At 70.2% G+C, this 17,073-nt stretch carries 20 protein-coding genes and 5 tRNA genes; 19 read left to right on the top strand and 6 right to left on the bottom strand.

The features are described from left to right. Positions 1 to 32 precede the first annotated feature (32 nt). The 10 genes from ACWD5D_RS21520 to ACWD5D_RS21475 all read left to right on the top strand — a co-directional run bounded on the left by ACWD5D_RS21520 (position 33) and on the right by ACWD5D_RS21475 (position 5,249). On the top strand, positions 33 to 227 hold the full coding sequence (locus ACWD5D_RS21520; RefSeq protein WP_451374326.1) for a hypothetical protein: 195 nt from the start codon (positions 33 to 35) through the stop codon (positions 225 to 227). Between the two features lie 886 nt (positions 228 to 1,113). Further along, a complete protein-coding gene (locus ACWD5D_RS21515) occupies positions 1,114 to 1,899 on the top strand; it encodes a fumarylacetoacetate hydrolase family protein (protein WP_451374325.1) in 786 nt (261 codons plus the stop codon). Continuing rightward, positions 1,892 to 3,376, top strand: coding sequence for a glutamate--tRNA ligase (gene gltX / locus ACWD5D_RS21510; RefSeq protein WP_451374324.1), 1,485 nt, complete (start codon positions 1,892 to 1,894; stop codon positions 3,374 to 3,376). Before ACWD5D_RS21515 ends, gltX begins: the two co-directional genes overlap by 8 nt. A gap of 87 nt (positions 3,377 to 3,463) precedes the next feature. Then, positions 3,464 to 3,904 (top strand): hypothetical protein, encoded by a 441-nt coding sequence (locus tag ACWD5D_RS21505; RefSeq protein ID WP_451374323.1) that lies wholly within the window; start codon positions 3,464 to 3,466, stop codon positions 3,902 to 3,904. A 25-nt stretch (positions 3,905 to 3,929) separates the two neighbouring features. Beyond that, on the top strand, positions 3,930 to 4,661 hold the full coding sequence (locus ACWD5D_RS21500; RefSeq protein WP_451374322.1) for an HAD family hydrolase: 732 nt from the start codon (positions 3,930 to 3,932) through the stop codon (positions 4,659 to 4,661). Between the two features lie 90 nt (positions 4,662 to 4,751). Next, positions 4,752 to 4,823, top strand: a tRNA-Gln gene (locus ACWD5D_RS21495). 21 nt (positions 4,824 to 4,844) lie between these two features. Beyond that, positions 4,845 to 4,917, top strand: a tRNA-Glu gene (locus ACWD5D_RS21490). Positions 4,918 to 4,979: 62 nt separating this feature from the next. Beyond that, positions 4,980 to 5,052 (top strand) — tRNA-Glu (locus tag ACWD5D_RS21485). A gap of 21 nt (positions 5,053 to 5,073) precedes the next feature. Further along, a tRNA-Gln gene (locus ACWD5D_RS21480) sits at positions 5,074 to 5,145 on the top strand. Positions 5,146 to 5,173: 28 nt separating this feature from the next. Beyond that, positions 5,174 to 5,249 (top strand) — tRNA-Glu (locus tag ACWD5D_RS21475). A gap of 50 nt (positions 5,250 to 5,299) precedes the next feature. Here the strand turns inward: ACWD5D_RS21475 and ACWD5D_RS21470 are convergent. After that, positions 5,300 to 5,947 carry a MerR family transcriptional regulator gene (locus tag ACWD5D_RS21470; protein WP_451374321.1) on the bottom strand — a complete coding sequence of 216 codons (648 nt, stop codon included), beginning with the start codon at positions 5,945 to 5,947 and terminating at the stop codon, positions 5,300 to 5,302. Positions 5,948 to 6,028: 81 nt separating this feature from the next. Here ACWD5D_RS21470 and ACWD5D_RS21465 point away from each other — a divergent pair, with 81 nt between their 5' ends. Next, entirely contained in the window at positions 6,029 to 6,547 is a 519-nt protein-coding gene (locus tag ACWD5D_RS21465) for a DUF4188 domain-containing protein (protein ID WP_451374320.1), read from the top strand. 115 nt (positions 6,548 to 6,662) lie between these two features. On the opposite strand, the gene ndgR is transcribed toward ACWD5D_RS21465, so the two are convergent. Next, positions 6,663 to 7,379, bottom strand: a complete 717-nt coding sequence (ndgR, locus tag ACWD5D_RS21460; protein ID WP_145883474.1) for an IclR family transcriptional regulator NdgR — start codon at positions 7,377 to 7,379, stop codon at positions 6,663 to 6,665. Positions 7,380 to 7,579: 200 nt separating this feature from the next. Here ndgR and leuC point away from each other — a divergent pair, with 200 nt between their 5' ends. The 4 genes from leuC to ACWD5D_RS21440 all read left to right on the top strand — a co-directional run bounded on the left by leuC (position 7,580) and on the right by ACWD5D_RS21440 (position 10,876). Continuing rightward, on the top strand, positions 7,580 to 9,004 hold the full coding sequence (gene leuC, locus ACWD5D_RS21455) for a 3-isopropylmalate dehydratase large subunit (protein ID WP_451374319.1): 1,425 nt from the start codon (positions 7,580 to 7,582) through the stop codon (positions 9,002 to 9,004). A 5-nt stretch (positions 9,005 to 9,009) separates the two neighbouring features. After that, entirely contained in the window at positions 9,010 to 9,603 is a 594-nt protein-coding gene (gene leuD, locus ACWD5D_RS21450) for a 3-isopropylmalate dehydratase small subunit (protein ID WP_451374318.1), read from the top strand. Positions 9,604 to 9,867: 264 nt separating this feature from the next. After that, entirely contained in the window at positions 9,868 to 10,098 is a 231-nt protein-coding gene (locus ACWD5D_RS21445; RefSeq protein ID WP_451374317.1) for an SCO5555 family protein, read from the top strand. A gap of 136 nt (positions 10,099 to 10,234) precedes the next feature. Continuing rightward, positions 10,235 to 10,876 (top strand): HU family DNA-binding protein, encoded by a 642-nt coding sequence (locus tag ACWD5D_RS21440; RefSeq protein ID WP_451374316.1) that lies wholly within the window; start codon positions 10,235 to 10,237, stop codon positions 10,874 to 10,876. 92 nt (positions 10,877 to 10,968) lie between these two features. Here the strand turns inward: ACWD5D_RS21440 and ACWD5D_RS21435 are convergent, their stop codons facing one another. Together ACWD5D_RS21435 and cofC are read right to left on the bottom strand one after the other, a co-directional pair. Next, positions 10,969 to 11,172, bottom strand: a complete 204-nt coding sequence (locus tag ACWD5D_RS21435; protein WP_451374315.1) for a hypothetical protein — start codon at positions 11,170 to 11,172, stop codon at positions 10,969 to 10,971. 86 nt (positions 11,173 to 11,258) lie between these two features. Further along, entirely contained in the window at positions 11,259 to 11,897 is a 639-nt protein-coding gene (gene cofC, locus ACWD5D_RS21430; protein WP_451374314.1) for a 2-phospho-L-lactate guanylyltransferase, read from the bottom strand. 155 nt (positions 11,898 to 12,052) lie between these two features. Here cofC and ACWD5D_RS21425 point away from each other — a divergent pair, with 155 nt between their 5' ends. From ACWD5D_RS21425 to ACWD5D_RS21415, 3 genes are all read left to right on the top strand, one after another. Then, positions 12,053 to 12,880 carry a lysophospholipid acyltransferase family protein gene (locus ACWD5D_RS21425; protein ID WP_451374313.1) on the top strand — a complete coding sequence of 276 codons (828 nt, stop codon included), beginning with the start codon at positions 12,053 to 12,055 and terminating at the stop codon, positions 12,878 to 12,880. Further along, positions 12,877 to 13,887, top strand: coding sequence for an NAD(P)H-dependent glycerol-3-phosphate dehydrogenase (locus tag ACWD5D_RS21420; RefSeq protein WP_451374312.1), 1,011 nt, complete (start codon positions 12,877 to 12,879; stop codon positions 13,885 to 13,887). The genes ACWD5D_RS21425 and ACWD5D_RS21420 overlap by 4 nt, the downstream gene beginning before the upstream one ends. Before the next feature lie 70 nt (positions 13,888 to 13,957). Beyond that, entirely contained in the window at positions 13,958 to 15,115 is a 1,158-nt protein-coding gene (locus tag ACWD5D_RS21415; protein WP_451374311.1) for a D-alanine--D-alanine ligase family protein, read from the top strand. A gap of 15 nt (positions 15,116 to 15,130) precedes the next feature. On the opposite strand, the gene ACWD5D_RS21410 is transcribed toward ACWD5D_RS21415, so the two are convergent. Together ACWD5D_RS21410 and ACWD5D_RS21405 are read right to left on the bottom strand one after the other, a co-directional pair. Then, positions 15,131 to 15,649, bottom strand: coding sequence for a DUF3515 domain-containing protein (locus tag ACWD5D_RS21410; protein ID WP_451374310.1), 519 nt, complete (start codon positions 15,647 to 15,649; stop codon positions 15,131 to 15,133). Between the two features lie 20 nt (positions 15,650 to 15,669). Beyond that, positions 15,670 to 15,903 carry an Lrp/AsnC family transcriptional regulator gene (locus ACWD5D_RS21405; RefSeq protein WP_003997603.1) on the bottom strand — a complete coding sequence of 78 codons (234 nt, stop codon included), beginning with the start codon at positions 15,901 to 15,903 and terminating at the stop codon, positions 15,670 to 15,672. Between the two features lie 204 nt (positions 15,904 to 16,107). Here ACWD5D_RS21405 and ACWD5D_RS21400 point away from each other — a divergent pair, with 204 nt between their 5' ends. After that, positions 16,108 to 17,073 (top strand): thiamine-phosphate kinase, encoded by a 966-nt coding sequence (locus ACWD5D_RS21400; RefSeq protein WP_451374309.1) that lies wholly within the window; start codon positions 16,108 to 16,110, stop codon positions 17,071 to 17,073.

The raw sequence follows: 17,073 nt of genomic DNA, 5'->3' as shown, positions 1-17,073 counted from the left end.
ATCTGCCGACCCGACCCCACAGGACGACCACGGTGAAGACGACGATGATGTTCCGCAACATAGCCAACCCGCGGCGTACGACGCTGGCGCACCTCGAGGACGCCGACGAGCTGCAGACGCCCGAGCTGCCGGAGCACACCGTCGACCTCCCGGCCCAGACCGCCAACCCGCGCCGCACCGTCCTGATGGAGGTCCCGGCGGGCGTGGGTGCCGAGGCCGGAGAGTAGCCGAGCGCTCGGCACGGCCCGTACGCCGACCCCTGGTACGCCGGGCCCCGGCACGCCCGTGGAGCGCGGTCCGGAGATCACGCACCCGCGACGATCTTCCCGGCCGCACTCCCTTTTGCGTTCAAAGCGTCCTCGGCCGGCACGGCACCCCGATGCGCTCGCGGATCATCCCGGCCGGATCCGCGCCTCGGCGGTGAGCCACGACTCCGGAAGGGGTCCGCCGGTGAGGCGTACGCGTACCCCTTCCCCGGTGCGTCGTCTTCCCCGGTACGTCGTCCGGCCGTGTCCGCCTGCCGGATTTCCGGGCCCCCGATTTCCGTGGAGCACTCGGCGTAGGCCCGCGCCGAGTTTCCGCTCCGGGGCGGACGGATGCGGCGGCGGATGATATTCATAGCGGCCCACGACGTCCTTGTCCGATATTGGTCCGATATCGCGTACCGACGGTCCGAGGCGGCCGCCGGAGCGGATTTCTTCGGCATTCCCGGACGTCCGTCGCAGTGGAAGAGGATCCCCGGTTCTTCACTCGGTCAGGCGGTAGGGCCCCGCGGCCGCGTGCGCGAGCGGCGCCGTGCCCGGGAGCGCGACGACGTCCGCCGGAGTCGCGACGGCGAGGGCGCCGGTTCTCCGGATGCCCGCATGGAACCTCGTTCTCGATGAAAAGCCGACAGGTTTTCCGGGGGTGATACCGGGATCCGTATCCGGGTCGAGCAAGGGCGGTTTCGGTCACGGATCGCGCGAATCCCACGGAATTCGGAATTCCGTCACACCGGTTTCCCGGGACCGGAAAGCCAGGACCGTCGCGCCGCACCGGCCGAACACGGCGCGGCCCGACCGGTTAACCTGGGGCGTCAGTACGCCGGTTCTCAAGGAGAGGCGCAAGGATCCCGTGCGCATCGCCAGGTTCTCCATCGACGGGAACGTCGCCTTCGGCGCGGTCGAGGGCGACAAGCAGGACGAACTCGTCCTCGACATCATCAAGGGCATCCCGTTCGCGGACTTCGAGCTGTCCGGGACGAAGGTGCCGGTGAGCAAGGTCAGACTGCTCCCGCCGGTGCTCCCGAACAAGGTCGTGGCGTTCGGCCGCAACTACGCCGAGCACGCCAGGGAGCTGGGCAACGAGGTGCCCGACGCCCCGTTCGCCTTCTTCAAGCCCTCCACCTCGGTGATCGGCCCCGGCGACGAGATCCAGTACCCGCGCTTCACCGAGGACCTCCAGCACGAGGCCGAGCTGGCCGTCGTCATCGGCCGGATGTGCCGCGAGGTGCCGCGCGACCGCGTCAAGGACGTCATCCTCGGCTACACCTGCGCCAACGACGTCACCGCCCGCGACGTGCAGAGGCGCGAGAAGCAGTGGGCCCGCGCCAAGGGCTTCGACACCTCCTGCCCGCTCGGCCCCTGGGTCGAGACGGACCTGGACCTCGCCCGCGCGAACGACCTGACCGTCCAGCTCACCGTCAACGGGGAGCAGCGCCAGCTCGGCCGCACCAGCGAGATGATCCATTCCATCGAGGACCTGATCGTCAACATCACCGAGGCCATGACGCTGCTCCCCGGCGACGTCATCCTCACCGGCACCCCCGCGGGGGTCGGCCCCCTGAACGTCGGCGACGAGGTCGCCGTCACCATCGAAGGCATCGGCACTCTCACCAACAAGGTTGTCAAGCGTGGCTAGCGCATCCGGCTCCCCCGTACGCGTCCGTTTCTGCCCCTCGCCCACCGGTAACCCCCACGTGGGCCTGGTCCGCACCGCCCTGTTCAACTGGGCGTTCGCCCGGCACCACCAGGGCACTCTGGTCTTCCGCATCGAGGACACCGACGCGGCCCGCGACTCCGAGGAGTCGTACAACCAGCTGCTGGACGCGATGCGCTGGCTCGGCTTCGACTGGGACGAGGGCCCCGAGGTCGGCGGCCCGCACGCGCCGTACCGTCAGTCGCAGCGCATGGACATCTACAAGGATGTCGCGCAGAAGCTCCTGGACGGCGGCCACGCCTACCACTGCTACTGCTCCCAGGAGGAGCTGGACACCCGCCGCGAGGCCGCCCGCGCCGCCGGCAAGCCCTCCGGCTACGACGGCCACTGCCGCGACCTGAGCGCCGAGCAGATCGAGGAGTACAAGGCCCAGGGCCGCACCCCGATCGTCCGCTTCCGGATGCCCGACGAGACGATCACCTTCACGGACCTGGTCCGCGGCGAGCTGACCTTCACCCCGGAGAACGTCCCGGACTACGGCATCGTGCGCGCCAACGGCGCCCCGCTGTACACGCTGGTCAACCCGGTCGACGACGCCCTGATGGAGATCACCCACGTCCTGCGCGGCGAGGACCTGCTCTCCTCCACCCCGCGCCAGATCGCGCTCTACAAGGCGCTGACGGAGCTGGGCATCGCCAAGCGGACCCCGGCCTTCGGCCACCTGCCGTACGTGATGGGCGAGGGCAACAAGAAGCTGTCGAAGCGCGACCCGGAGTCGTCCCTCAACCTCTACCGCGAGAAGGGCTTCCTGCCCGAGGGCCTGCTCAACTACCTGTCCCTGCTGGGCTGGTCGCTCTCGGCCGACCAGGACATCTTCACGATCGACGAGATGGTCGCCGCCTTCGACATCTCCGACGTCAACCCCAACCCGGCGCGCTTCGACCTGAAGAAGTGCGAGGCGATCAACGGTGACCACATCCGCATGCTGGACGTGAAGGAGTTCACCGAGCGCTGCCGCACCTGGCTGAAGGCCCCGTTCGCCCCCTGGGCGCCCGAGGACTTCGACGAGGCCAAGTGGGAGGCGATCGCCCCGCACGCCCAGACCCGCCTCAAGGTCCTCTCCGAGATCACCGACAACGTGGACTTCCTGTTCCTCGCCGAGCCGGTCTTCGACGAGGCGAGCTGGACGAAGGCGATGAAGGAAGGCTCCGACGCCCTCCTTCGTACCGCCCGCGAGAAGCTGGAGTCCGCGGACTGGACGTCGGCCGAGTCCCTCAAGGAGGCCGTCCTGGCCGCCGGCGAGGCCCACGGCCTGAAGCTCGGCAAGGCCCAGGCCCCGGTCCGCGTGGCCGTCACCGGCCGTACGGTCGGCCTGCCGCTGTTCGAGTCCCTTGAGGTCCTCGGCAAGGAGAACACGCTGGCCCGCATCGACGCGGCGCTGGCCAAGCTCTCCGCGTAGCGACACCACGTAGAGAGTCTCCACGTAGAGCACGACTCTCGCGACAGGGCGGCGTCCGGTTCGGGCGCCGCCCTTCGTGCCCCCCAGATGGAGGCACTCGGCGACGGACGCGTCGCCCATCTGTTCACCGACTCCTTCGGCCACGAGTACGTGATCGGGACCGGCCTGGACACCGCCTCCCTGCCGAGCGTGCAGACGGGTGACTCCCGCGGCCGCATCGCCGGTGGCACCGGCCGTTACGTGCTCTGCAACGGCGGTACGCCCGGCGTGCAGAAGATCACCGACTTCCCGCGCGGCGATACGGCCGGCGAGATCGCGCTCAGCCGTACCCGCACCACCGCCTCCGGCAGGGCCGTGCGCACCCTGACCGGCGCCTCCACGGGCGCGGCCGTCCGTCCCGCCTGGGACGGGACGACGGACGGCGGCGCCCCGGCCGCCCGCGCCGCCTTCACCTGGAAGCTCACCGCCGAGCCCCGCGACGGCCAGGGCCGGAACCTGCCCCTGACCGGCACGACGACCGTCGGCTGACGGGGCACGGGGTACGGTCGGTGGCATGACGATCCGAGCCGTCGTATGGGACGTGGACGACACCCTCTTCGACTACACGACCGCGGACCGTGAGGGGATGCGCGCCCATCTGGCGGCGGAGGGCCTGCTCGGCGAGTACGGAGACCCGGAGCGGGCCCTCGCGCGGTGGCGGGAGATCACCGACCGGCAGTGGGCGCGGTACGCGGCCGGGGAGGCCACCTTCGAGGGACAGCGGCGCGACCGGGTACGGGTGTTCCTGGACACACCGCTGAGCGACGCCGAGGCCGACGCCTGGTTCCAGCGCTACATCGGCCACTACGAGACCGCCTGGAGTCTCTTCCCGGACGTGCTGCCCGTCCTGGACGACCTCGCCGCCGGCCATCGGCACGCGGTCCTGTCCAACTCCAGCGTCACGGTCCAGGAGCACAAGTTGCGCATCCTGGGCCTGCGCGACCGCTTCGAGGCCGTGCTGTGCGCCGCCGAGCTGGGCGTCTCCAAGCCCGAGGCCGGTGCCTTCCTCGCGGCCTGCGACGCGCTCGGCCTGCCCCCGCACCAAGTGGCCTACGTCGGCGACCATCCGGAGATCGACGGGCGCGGTGCCGCCGGGGCCGGGCTGCTGTCGGTGTGGATCGACCGCGGCGGGCGGTACACCGAGGATGCCGCCGGGCCGTCGACGCACCGGATCACGACCCTCGCCGAACTCCCCGGGATCGTCCGCTCGGATACCCGTTTTGGAGCCCCGTCCACCTTCAGGTAATGTTCTTCCTGCGCCGAGGGAAGCGGGCCGAGAGGCCGGGCCCCGAGGAGCGAAACTAGAACGAGAACCCCGCAGGGGCTTGAGTTCCAGTGGCCTATGGTGTAATTGGCAGCACGACTGATTCTGGTTCAGTTAGTCTTGGTTCGAGTCCAGGTAGGCCAGCTCGCAGAGCTCATCTGCAAAGCCCCCGTTGTGTAGCGGCCTAGCACGCTGCCCTCTCAAGGCAGTAGCGCCGGTTCGAATCCGGTCGGGGGTACTGATCCTTCCCGCGAGGACGGCCCGGGTAGCTCCCACCGTCGTCGATGCAGGATCGCTAGGGCCCCCGTTGTGTAGCGGCCTAGCACGCCGCCCTCTCAAGGCGGTAGCGCCGGTTCGAATCCGGTCGGGGGTACTGACTGGTCTAAACCATCATTGGTCTATGGTGTAATTGGCAGCACGACTGATTCTGGTTCAGTTAGTCTTGGTTCGAGTCCAGGTAGACCAGCTCGGACCTGCGGAAACGCAGTGTCCACGCCCCCGTTGTGTAGCGGCCTAGCACGCCGCCCTCTCAAGGCGGTAGCGCCGGTTCGAATCCGGTCGGGGGTACCACAGCAAGGCCCTTCGCTTCGGCGGAGGGCCTTCGTCGTGCCCGGCACCGGCTACTCGAAGCCGTAGCGCCGCGTCGTCTCCTCCTCCTGGGCCAGCCGGTGCAGCGCCTGCAGTACCGGCTCGTTGAGGATCGACCCCAGGATCGCGAACTCGATCCGTTCCGCCGCCGACGGGTACATCTCCAGGTTGTCCAGGTCGAGGATGGCTGTCCGGTGCATCAATTCGGCGTACGGCACGAGCAGTTCGACCCCCCAGCCGTAGCCGAGCCGGCAGAGCGCGGCCACCCCCACCACCAGCGAGCGGTACGCGGGGGAGATGGACGAGAGCCGCTTGGCGTTCTGCCAGCCGAGCCGGTCCAGGAGTGCGGTGGCCTCCTGGTCTGCGGTCTGGATGTACTCGTCGTCCTCGTCCGGCTCCGGCGTCTGCGGCAGCGCCGCCCACATGGCCGCGCCCAGGCGGATCGAGGTGCCCAGGGAGTCGTCGTCCACGTGCCCGAGCACCTCGCGCACCTTCGCCACCGGGACCCCGCCCACCTGGATCATCGCCCGCACCAGCCGCAGCCGGCGCAGATGCTCCTCGTCGTAGTCGGCCGTTGTGGCGTTGATCTGACGGCCGGGCGGCAACAGCCCTTCGCGCAGGTAGTACTTGATCGTCGCCGTGGCCACACCGCTGCGCTCGCTCAGCTCCGCCAGTCGCATCTCTTGCGCCTTTCCTTGGGAAGTGCCACTATCCAAGCATCGCCAGAAGGATAGTGGCGCTATCTGACGAGGGGAACCGTCATGTTCGCGAAGCCGGTGCCGGGCCATACGACCGCGGCGGCCGAGGGTGATGTGGTGGTGCTGCTCATCGGCATGCGGATCAACCACTTCTGGGCGGTGCACCAGTGGCTGCCGGTCATGTTGTCGATGTTCCGCATGCTGGGGGAGCTTGCGCGGGACCGTGACCGGGGGCTGCTGGAGCGCGTGATGCTGACGGCCTCGCCGCGGACGTACTACGTCGTGCAGTACTGGGAGTCCAAGGAGAAGCTGTACGCCTACGCGACGTCGCCGGACATGTCCCACCACCGGGTCTGGGCGGACCTCAACCGCAAGGATCGCCAGGGCAGGCTGCGCGGACACGTGGGCCGGTGGCACGAGGCGTACATCGCGGCCGAGGGCTCCTACGAGTCGATCTACTTCGACATGCCGGCCTTCGGCCTCGCGAAGGCGCACGGTCAGGTGCCGCTCGAGCAGCGCGGCCGGTACGCGAAGGACCGGTTCGCGTACCGCTCGGCGAAGGCGGCCCGCGAGGCGGGGTGACCCGAGGGGCCGGAGAGACCAGGGGGGCACGGGGGATCGAGGAGGGCCTGCCGCGGCGTCGGGGCGGGCCCTCCTCGGATGCGTGCCCGAGGTGTTCCGTCGATCCCCGCGGCGCTCAGCCCGAGCGGCGCAGGGCCTCCGACAGGCGGCCGGCGGCGTCGATGACCGCCTGTGCGTGCATGCGGCCGGGGTGGCGGGTCAGACGCTCGATCGGGCCGGAGACGGAGACGGCGGCCACCACGCGGTTGGACGGGCCGCGTACGGGCGCGGACACGGACGCGACACCCGGCTCGCGCTCACCGATGGACTGGGCCCAGCCGCGGCGCCGTACACCCGACAGGGCCGTCGCCGTGAAGCGGGCGCCCTGCAGGCCCCGGTGCAGCCGCTCGGGCTCCTCCCAGGCCATGAGGATCTGCGCCGAGGAACCGGCCTTCATCGTGAGCGTGGAGCCCACCGGGACGGTGTCCCGCAGACCGGACAGCCGTTCCGCCGCGGCCACACAGATGCGCATGTCACCCTGGCGACGGTAGAGCTGCGCGCTCTCGCCGGTGACGTCCCTCAGGTGCGTGAGCACCGGGCCGGCCGTCGCGAGCAGGCGGTCCTCGCCCGCCGCGGCCGCCAGTTCCGCGAGACGGGGCCCGAGAATGAACCGGCCCTGCATGTCGCGTGCCACCATGCGGTGGTGTTCCAGAGCCACGGCCAGGCGGTGGGCCGTGGGTCGTGCCAGTCCGGTGGCACCGACCAGACCCGCGAGGGTGGCCGGACCGGACTCCAGAGCGCTCAGGACGAGGGCCGCCTTGTCCAGAACGCCGACGCCGCTACTGTTGTCCATGCAACGATATTCACGTCTCACTCTGTGAAACGCAAGTTCAATTTTCCGTGGAACGCGCCACCCTTGAATCACACAGCGGCTCGCAGACCGACGAGCCTGGCGGTGGGTGCCCGAAATCATCCGAATCAGGGGCGTGGGCGCCGCTTCCTCAAGATCTCTAGTTGTGCCGGCATGAACCGTTGCCGGCCGGAGGGAAAGCGATGGGTAGGACACTCGCGGAGAAGGTCTGGGACGACCACGTCGTCCGGCGCGCCGAGGGCGAGCCCGACCTCCTCTACATCGATCTGCACCTGCTGCACGAGGTGACCAGCCCGCAGGCCTTCGACGGCCTCAGGCAGAACGGCCGTAAGGTCCGCCGACTCGACCTCACCATCGCGACCGAGGACCACAACACCCCGACGCTGGACATCGACAAGCCCATCGCCGACCCGGTCTCCCGGACCCAGCTGGAGACGCTGCGCAAGAACTGCGCCGAGTTCGGCGTCCGGCTGCACCCGCTGGGCGACGTCGAGCAGGGTGTCGTCCACGTGGTGGGACCGCAGCTGGGCCTGACCCAGCCGGGCACCACGGTCGTCTGCGGCGACTCCCACACCTCCACGCACGGCGCCTTCGGCGCCCTGGCGTTCGGCATCGGCACCTCGCAGGTCGAGCACGTGCTGGCCACCCAGACGCTGCCGCTGGCCCGCCCGAAGACCATGGCCATCACCGTCGAGGGAGAGCTGCCCGAGGGTGTCACCGCCAAGGACCTGATCCTGGCGATCATCGCCCGGATCGGTACGGGCGGCGGCCAGGGCTACATCCTGGAATACCGCGGCTCCGCCGTCGAGAAGCTCTCGATGGAGGCCCGGATGACCATCTGCAACATGTCGATCGAGGCCGGTGCCCGCGCGGGCATGATCGCCCCCGACGAGACCACCTTCGCGTACCTCGAGGGCCGCCCGCACGCCCCCGAGGGCGCCGACTGGGACGCCGCGGTCGAGTACTGGAAGACCCTGCGCACGGACGAGGACGCGGTCTTCGACGCCGAGGTCGTCATCAACGCCGACGAGCTGTCCCCGTTCGTCACCTGGGGCACCAACCCCGGCCAGGGCGCGCCGCTTTCGGCGTCCGTCCCCGATCCCGCTTCGTACGAAGACGCTTCGGAGCGCCTCGCCGCCGAAAAGGCCCTGGAATACATGGGGTTGGAGGCCGGCCAGCCGCTGCGCGCCATCTCCGTGGACACCGTCTTCGTAGGCTCGTGCACCAACGGCCGCATCGAGGACCTGCGCGCCGCCGCCGACCTGCTGCGGGGCCGCAAAGTCGCCGACGGCGTACGGATGCTGGTCGTCCCGGGCTCCGTGCGGGTCGGTCTCCAGGCCGTCTCCGAGGGCCTGGACGTGGTCTTCAAGGAGGCCGGCGCCGAATGGCGGCACGCGGGCTGCTCGATGTGCCTCGGCATGAACCCCGACCAGCTGGCCCCGGGCGAGCGCTCCGCCTCCACCTCGAACCGCAACTTCGAGGGCCGGCAGGGCAAGGGCGGTCGTACGCACCTGGTGTCGCCGCAGGTCGCGGCCGCCACCGCCGTCCTGGGCCACCTGGCATCGCCCGCCGACCTGTCCGACGTCCCCGCGCCCGCTGGAGTCTGAGAACCATGGAAGCCTTCACCACCCACACCGGCCGGGCCGTCCCGCTGCGCCGCAGCAACGTCGACACCGACCAGATCATCCCTGCTCACTGGCTCAAGAAGGTCACCCGGGACGGCTTCGAGGACGGGCTGTTCGAGGCCTGGCGCAAGGACGAGACCTTCGTCCTCAACCGGCCCGAGCGGCAGGGCGCCACGGTCCTGGTCGCCGGCCCCGACTTCGGCACCGGCTCCTCCCGTGAGCACGCCGTCTGGGCGCTGCAGAACTACGGCTTCAAGACCGTGATCTCCTCCCGCTTCGCGGACATCTTCCGGGGCAACTCGCTGAAGAACGGGCTGCTCACGGTGGTTCTCGACCAGAAGGTCGTGGACGCGCTGTGGGAGCTGACCGAGCGGGACCCGCAGGCCGAGATCACCGTCGACCTGGAGAAGCGCGAGGTGCGCGCCGAGGGCGTCACCGCCTCCTTCGAGCTGGACGAGAACTCCCGCTGGCGGCTGCTGAACGGGCTGGACGACATCTCCATCACCCTCCAGAACGAGGGTGACATCGCCACCTACGAGGCCAAGCGGCCCGCCTACAAGCCGCGGACGCTCCAGGCCTGATCCACGGCGGCCGGACCCGTCGGGTTTCGGCCACCCAACGCCCCCTCTGTACCCCCGATCGCCACGATCGGGGGTACAGCCATGTCTGCGCCCGAACGGTCTCGCGAGCGGTCGCGCATCGGCTCAACTCGCCGCTCCACACCGGGAGTTGCCAGGTCGGACGACTGTCGGTCCGGCGGCCCGCCGATGCCCCGAGAAGGCTTCGGGAGGCGGCAGTTGCACCCTGGGCAGGCGACAACTCGCCCCAGATGGCACAATCTGTGCATGGAACACGACGGCCAACTCCAGCTCTATACGGCGGTCGCGAACCAGCTCAAGGAAGCGCACACAAGAGTGCGCGAACTGCAAGTCCCGGAGGGCGTACGGATGGCGCTGACCCGGAAGCTGCTGGTCATTACGGCCGTGGCCAAGCACGATCTCGCCGACGCGGCAAGGCGGCTCGGGCGGTTCACTGCGGACCTCGACGAGGGTCGGATCCCCGAAGAGGACCGTTGAACCGTCTTGAACAACCGAATCCGTTGCGGCACAAGGGTGATAAGCCCGTTTCGTGTTTGATTTGCGGTATATATCTGCCTAACGTGCGAAAAAGCTTGAACACTTTCGTTCTGGCGATGTCTCCGAAGGGGAAGACGTGAACAAGGCGCAGCTCGTAGAAGCGATTGCCGACAAGATGGGCGGCCGACAGCAGGCCGCCGATGCTGTCGACGCGGTCCTGGACGCCATCGTCCGCGCCGTCGTCGGGGGCGACCGGGTTTCGGTCACCGGCTTCGGGTCCTTCGAGAAAGTGGACCGCCCGGCCCGTTACGCCCGCAACCCCCAGACGGGCGAGCGGGTTCGGGTCAAGAAGACCTCCGTGCCGCGCTTCCGCGCAGGCCAGGGCTTCAAGGACCTGGTGAGCGGCACGAAGAAGCTGCCGCGCGGCGGCGAGGTCGCCGTGAAGAAGGCACCCAAGGGCAGCCTGACCGGCGGGGCTGCCGCGACGGTCAAGAAGGCCGCCGCGAAGAAGACCACCAAGGCCGCCGCGAAGAAGGTCACCGCGAAGAAGGCGGCGGTGAAGAAGACCACGGCCGCCGCCAAGAAGGCCACGGTGAAGAAGGCCGCCGCCAAGAAGACCACGGCTGCCGCGAAGACCACCGCCGCGAAGACCACCGCCAAGAAGGCGGCGGCCAAGAAGGCCCCGGCGAAGAAGGTCACCGCCAAGAAGGCCCCGGCGAAGAAGTCGACGGCCCGCAAGACCACCGCCAAGAAGGCCACCGCCCGCAAGGCCTCCTGAGGCCATCAAGGCACTCACGCGCAGGGCCGGACTCCCAGGGAGTCCGGCCCGCGGCGTGTCCGGGGGAGTTCAAGGGGTGCGTACGGCGGTCCTCAGAACGTCTGCAGCGTCACCAGCGTGATCCGCAGTCCGGTTCCCTCGCCCTCGGTCTCGATCCGCACGCGCTGCCCGGGACGCAGCAGTCTGAGCCCGCCCGCGTCGAACGCGGCCGACTCGAACGGCACCGGGGTGCCGTCGTCGAGCAGCACCTGCCCGCTGCGGGTCTCGGTGTCGTAGGTGTATGCGGTCGCCTGCATGACGGCCAGCCTAATGCCGGCCGTGAGGGGGCGCGCCGTCGGGGACGGTGGGTGCGGTGCCGTCGGCCGCATGGCGCCGCCGCTCCTCAGGACTCCGGGATCAGCAGCCCTGCCGAGACCGCCGCCGTGCGCGGGCCCACGCCGAGCACCAGCGCCGCCCGCAGGTCGTCACCGGTGTCCACGTCCTGCCGTACCGAATCCACGCCCGCGATCTCCAGTTCCGCCGCGCCCGAGGCGCGGTGCCGGGCGCGGGAATCGGTGCCGAAAGCCGGACGCAGAGCGTGGCCGGGGGCCGCGGTCAGCAATGTGGTGCCGAGTGCGGCCGCATCCGCGAGAAATGCGCGGGGGAATTCGGCGGCCCCGTTCAGCACCCGGTGCAATTCCGGCGGGCGCAGAGCCGGCAGATCGGCGTTGAGGGCCGCCACGGGAGTGCGGGGGCGCAGGGACCGTACGGCGGCCTCCCCGTGCGCCAGCGCGGCATTCAACCCGATTCCAGGAGTGTCCGGGACGATCCGGGCGCCCAGTGTCGCCAGTTCCGCGCCGGCCAGCGGGTCGTCCGTGACGACCACCACATCCGCGACCGCCGGGCAGTCCAGCGCGGCGGCCACCGTGTCCTGCGCGAACGCGAGCACCAGCCCCGGGCGGACCGTGTCGGAAGCGGTGTCCGCGAGCCTGCTCTTGGCCCGCGCCAGGGGCTTCAGGGGGATGACCAAGGTCCACTGCACCGGCGTACCGTCTCTCTCTTGTCGCGCTCATTGTCACCCGGAGGATCCGGCGCAGTTGGCGGTGGGGCGTACGGTGTTCTCGACAGACCGGCGGCTCGGGGCGACACTTGTGCGGCCCCCGGGGCCGGGAGCAAGTCCTAGAGGAAGGTGTCCGCGTGACCCGCCGCAGAATCGGGTTCTGGTACCGCTTCGCAGCGGTCCTCTGCAAACCGCCGCTGGTGGTTCTGCTCAAGCGGGACTGGCGCGGAATGGAGCACATTCCGGCCGACGGCGGATTTATCACCGCGGTGAACCACAATTCCCACGTGGACCCCTTCGCATACGCGCACTATCAGTACAACACCGGACGGGTTCCGCGATTCCTCGCGAAGAGCGGCCTTTTCAAGAAGGGATTCGTCGGCGCCGCTATGCGCGGAACCGGGCAGATCCCCGTCTACCGCGAGAGCACGGACGCGCTCAGCGCCTTCCGCGCCGCGATCGACGCCGTGGAGCGCGGCGAGTGCGTCGCGTTCTACCCCGAGGGCACCCTCACCCGCGACCCCGACGGCTGGCCGATGACCGCCAAGACCGGTGCCGCCCGCGTGGCGCTGCAGACCAAGTGCCCGGTCATCCCGGTCGCCCAGTGGGGCTGCAACGAACTGCTGCCGCCCTACGCCAAGAAGCCCGACCTCTTCCCGCGCAAGACCCACCACGTCCTCGCGGGCCCGCCCGTGGACCTCTCCCGGTTCTACGACCAGGAGATGACCGCCGACCTCCTGAGGGAGGCCACCGAGGTCATCATGGCGGCCGTCACCCGCCAGCTGGAGGAGATCCGCGGCGAGAAGGCCCCCGCGACGCCGTACGACCCGCGCCGCGAGCGGATCGAGCAGCGCCGCAAGACCCGCACGCAGACCGGGCAGGACGCCGCGCTCACGGACACGGACGCCCCGCGCCTGGCCGCCGGGGCCGCGCCGGCCGGCACGGAAGAGGAGAGCGGCACGTGAGCAAGCCTGTCCGGGCCGCCGTGATGGGCACCGGCTCGTGGGGCACCGCGTTCGGCATGGTCCTCGCCGACGCGGGCTGCGAGGTCACCCTGTGGGCCCGCCGCCCGGAGCTGGCCGAGGCGGTCAACTCCACGCGGACCAACCCCGACTACCTCCCCGGTGTCGAACTCCCGGCGAACCTGCGCGCCACCGCGGACCCCGCCGAGGCCCTGCGCGACGCGGACTTCACCGTCCTCGCCGTCCCCTCCCAGACCCTGCGCGACAACCTCGCCCGCTGGACCCCGCTGCTCGCCCCGGACACCGTGCTCGTCTCCCTGATGAAGGGCGTCGAACTCGGCTCCGCCATGCGGATGAGCGAGGTCGTCGAGGACGTCGCCAAGGTCGGCGCCGACCGCATCGCCGTGGTCACCGGACCCAACCTGGCCCGCGAGATCGCCGCCCGCATGCCCGCCGCCGCCGTCGTCGCCTGCACCGACGAGCAGGTCGCCCAGCGGCTCCAGGCCGCCTGCCACACCCCGTACTTCCGGCCGTACACGGAGACGGACGTGGTCGGTTGCGAGCTGGGCGGCGCGGTGAAGAACGTCATCGGCCTCGCCGTCGGCATCGCGGACGGCATGGGGCTCGGCGACAACGCCAAGGGCTCGCTCATCACGCGCGGCCTGGCGGAGACCGCCCGTCTCGGCGTCGCGCTCGGCGCCGACCCGCTGACCTTCTCCGGACTCGCGGGTCTCGGCGACCTGGTGGCCACCTGCTCCTCGCCGCTGTCCCGCAACCACACCTTCGGCACCAACCTCGGCAAGGGCATGACCCTTCAGGAGACCATCGCGGTCACCAGGCAGACCGCCGAGGGCGTCAAGTCCTGCGAGTCCGTTGCCGATCTGGCCCGCAGACACGGCGTCGAGATGCCCATCACCGAGACGGTCGTGGACATCGTGCACGAGGGCAAGCCGCCGGTGGTCGCCCTCAAGGAACTGATGTCGCGCAGCGCGAAGCCCGAGCGACGCTGAGCGACGCCCCTCTTCCGGCGGCCCGTCGACACTGTCTCGGGGCACTACCACCGGGTACGCTCAACGCGATATGAGCACCGAGAACCTCCCCCAGAGCCCCGAGCAGCCGCCCCGCAAGCCGCGCGTGGCCGTCGTGTTCGGCGGCCGCAGCTCCGAACACGGGATCTCCGCCGTCACCGCCGGCGCCGTCCTGCGGGCCATCGACCGGACCAAGTACGACGTCCTGCCGATCGGCATCACCCGGGAAGGCCGCTGGTTGCTCACGGCCGACGAGCCGGACCGTATGGCCATCACCGACCGCCGCGTGCCCGCCGTCGAGGACCTGGCGGAGTCCGTGGACGGCGGTGTCGTGCTCCCCGTCGACCCCGCCAACCGCGAGGTCGTCTACAGCGAGCCCGGCTCCGTGCCCAAGGCCCTCGGCGAGGTCGACGTGGTCTTCCCGGTGCTGCACGGCCCGTACGGCGAGGACGGCACCCTCCAGGGCATGCTGGAGCTGTCCGGAGTGCCGTACGTGGGCTCGGGCGTGCTCGCCTCGGCCGTCGGCCAGGACAAGGAGTACATGAAGCGGGTGTTCACCTCCTTCGGGCTCAAGGTCGGCCCGTACGTGGTGATCCGGCCCCGCGAGTGGGAGCAGGACGAGTCCGCCGCCCGCAAGAAGATCATCGACCTCGCCGGCGAGCACGGCTGGCCGGTGTTCGTGAAGCCCGCGCGCGCGGGCTCCTCGATCGGCATCACCAAGGTCGAGAACCTCTCCGGCCTGAACGACGCGATCGCCGAGGCCCAGCGGCACGACCCGAAGATCATCGTCGAGGCCGCGCTGCGCGGCCGCGAGATCGAGTGCGGCGTCCTGGAGTTCGCGGACGGCCCCCGGGCGTCCGTGCCCTCCGAGATCCCGCCGCCCGAGGCGCACGCGTACTACGACTTCGACGCCAAGTACATCGACTCCACGCCCGGCATCGTCCCGGCGCCGCTCACCGACGAGCAGACCGCCGAGGTCCAGCGGCTCGCCGTGGACGCCTTCGAGGCGGCCTCCTGCGAGGGCCTGGTCCGCGCGGACTTCTTCCTCACCGAGGACGGAGAGTTCGTGATCAACGAGATCAACACGATGCCCGGCATGACGCCGATCTCGATGTACCCGAAGATGTGGGAGGCGTCAGGCATCGGCTACCCGGAGCTCATCGACCGCCTGGTCCAGGCCGCCCTGCGCCGCTCGACCGGCCTGCGCTGACCTGCGCCGACACCGTCATCTCATGGAGGCGATCCCCTTGGGGATCGCCTTCTTGACGGAGGGGGCGAGGGCGGTGAGGACGGGGCCGCCGGCGTCCGTTCCCGACAGGCCCCCCGGCAGGCTGACCTGTACATAGGCGATGCGGTTGGCCGTGGTGAACCGCCAGGTGCCGTCGCCCTGCCGCTCCATCAGCCAGTCGACGCCGTTCACACCGCCCGCCACCGCGTCCCGGTCGCCGCCCTCGGCCACTTCGGGATCGACCATCTTCGGGGGTCGGACCACGCCGCAGCGCAGTATGATCGCCGGGCTTCCCCAGCCCGCCGTGTAGGCGGACCGGGGCGCGGGGTCGGTTCGGTTTCTTCCGTCGAGTTTCCCGGGCAGCAACCGGTGCAGATCCCGGCAGACCCGCGCCGTCTTCGCGTCGGGGCTGGGAACCGCCACGGTGGGGCCGTCGTCTGCTGATGAACAGCCCGCGACGGCGATCAGCAGGGCGGCCGCGAGCAGGCCGAGGGGCCGGTGACGGAAGAAGTTCACCGGCCAAGGGTAGACGGGGGCTACAGATGCACGACCGGGCAGGTCAGGGTGCGCGTGATGCCGTCCACTTGCTGGACCTTCGCGACCACCATGCGACCGAGGTCGTCGACTGTGTCGGCCTGGGCGCGCACGATGACGTCATAGGGACCCGTCACGTCCTCGGCCTGGATCACTCCCGGGATCTTGCTGATGGTCTCGGCGACGGTCGAGGCCTTGCCGACCTCCGTCTGGATCAGGATGTAAGCCTGTACCACGAAACCTCCAAGGCGGCCACGAGGATCATGTGGGGAAAAGGAACGCCACGGTATCGCGTCGCCGCTCCCCGCGGGGAGACCCGTGGGGAGCCGGCTTGCGCGCCAGGGTGCAGGCACGACGGAAGTTGACGGCCACCTCGACCGTATCGGGGACACTGAGGACGCGCGAGTGGGCACGGCCGGGCACAGAAGGGGCTTGAGGCGATGAAGGGCACAGTGGGTGAGCTGGGTGAGTTCGGGCTCATCCGGGAGTTGACCTCCCGTCTCACCACCACCCCGGCGGTCCGGGTCGGCCCCGGGGACGACGCCGCGGTCGTCGCCGCCCCCGACCGCCGGGTGGTGGCGAGCACCGACATCCTGCTGGAGGGACGGCACTTCCGCCGCGACTGGTCCACGGCGTACGACGTCGGGCGCAAGGCGGCGGCCCAGAACCTCGCGGACATCGCCGCCATGGGTGCCGTGCCGACCGCGCTGCTGCTCGGCCTGGTGGTGCCGGCCGAACTCCCGGTCACCTGGCCCAGCGAGCTGATGGACGGGCTGCGTGACGAGTGCCAGGTCGCGGGCGCCTCCGTGGTCGGCGGGGACGTCGTACGTGGGGACACGATCATGGTGTCGATCACCGCGCTCGGTGATCTGCGCAACCAGGAGCCGGTGACCCGCGGTGGTGCCCAGCCCGGCGATCTCGTGGCCGTCACGGGCTGGCTGGGCTGGTCCGCGGCCGGTTACGCGGTGCTCTCCCGCGGTTTCCGCTCGCCGCGCGCCTTCGTGGAGGCGCACCGGCGCCCCGAGCCGCCGTACCACGCGGGCCCGGCGGCCGCCGCGCTCGGCGCGACCGCGATGTGCGACGTCAGCGACGGGCTGATCGCCGACCTCGGGCACATCGCCGAGGCCAGCAAGGTCCGCATCGACATCCGCTCGGGCGCGATCGACATCCCCTCGCAGATGAACGACATCGGGCAGGCCGTCGGTGTGGACCCGCTCCAGTGGGTGCTGACCGGGGGAGAGGACCACGCGATCGTGGCGACCTTCCCGCCGGACGCCAAGCTGCCGGCCCGCTGGAAGGTCATAGGCGAGGTCCTCAACCCCTCGGCGCTGCCCCAGGTGACCGTCGACGGGGCGCCCTGGACCAGCAAGGGCGGCTGGGACCACTTCGGGGACATAGAAACGTGA

The sequence above is a fragment of the Streptomyces sp. NPDC002520 genome (assembly GCF_053595235.1).
This window is presented reverse-complemented; position numbering and strand designations above follow the sequence as displayed.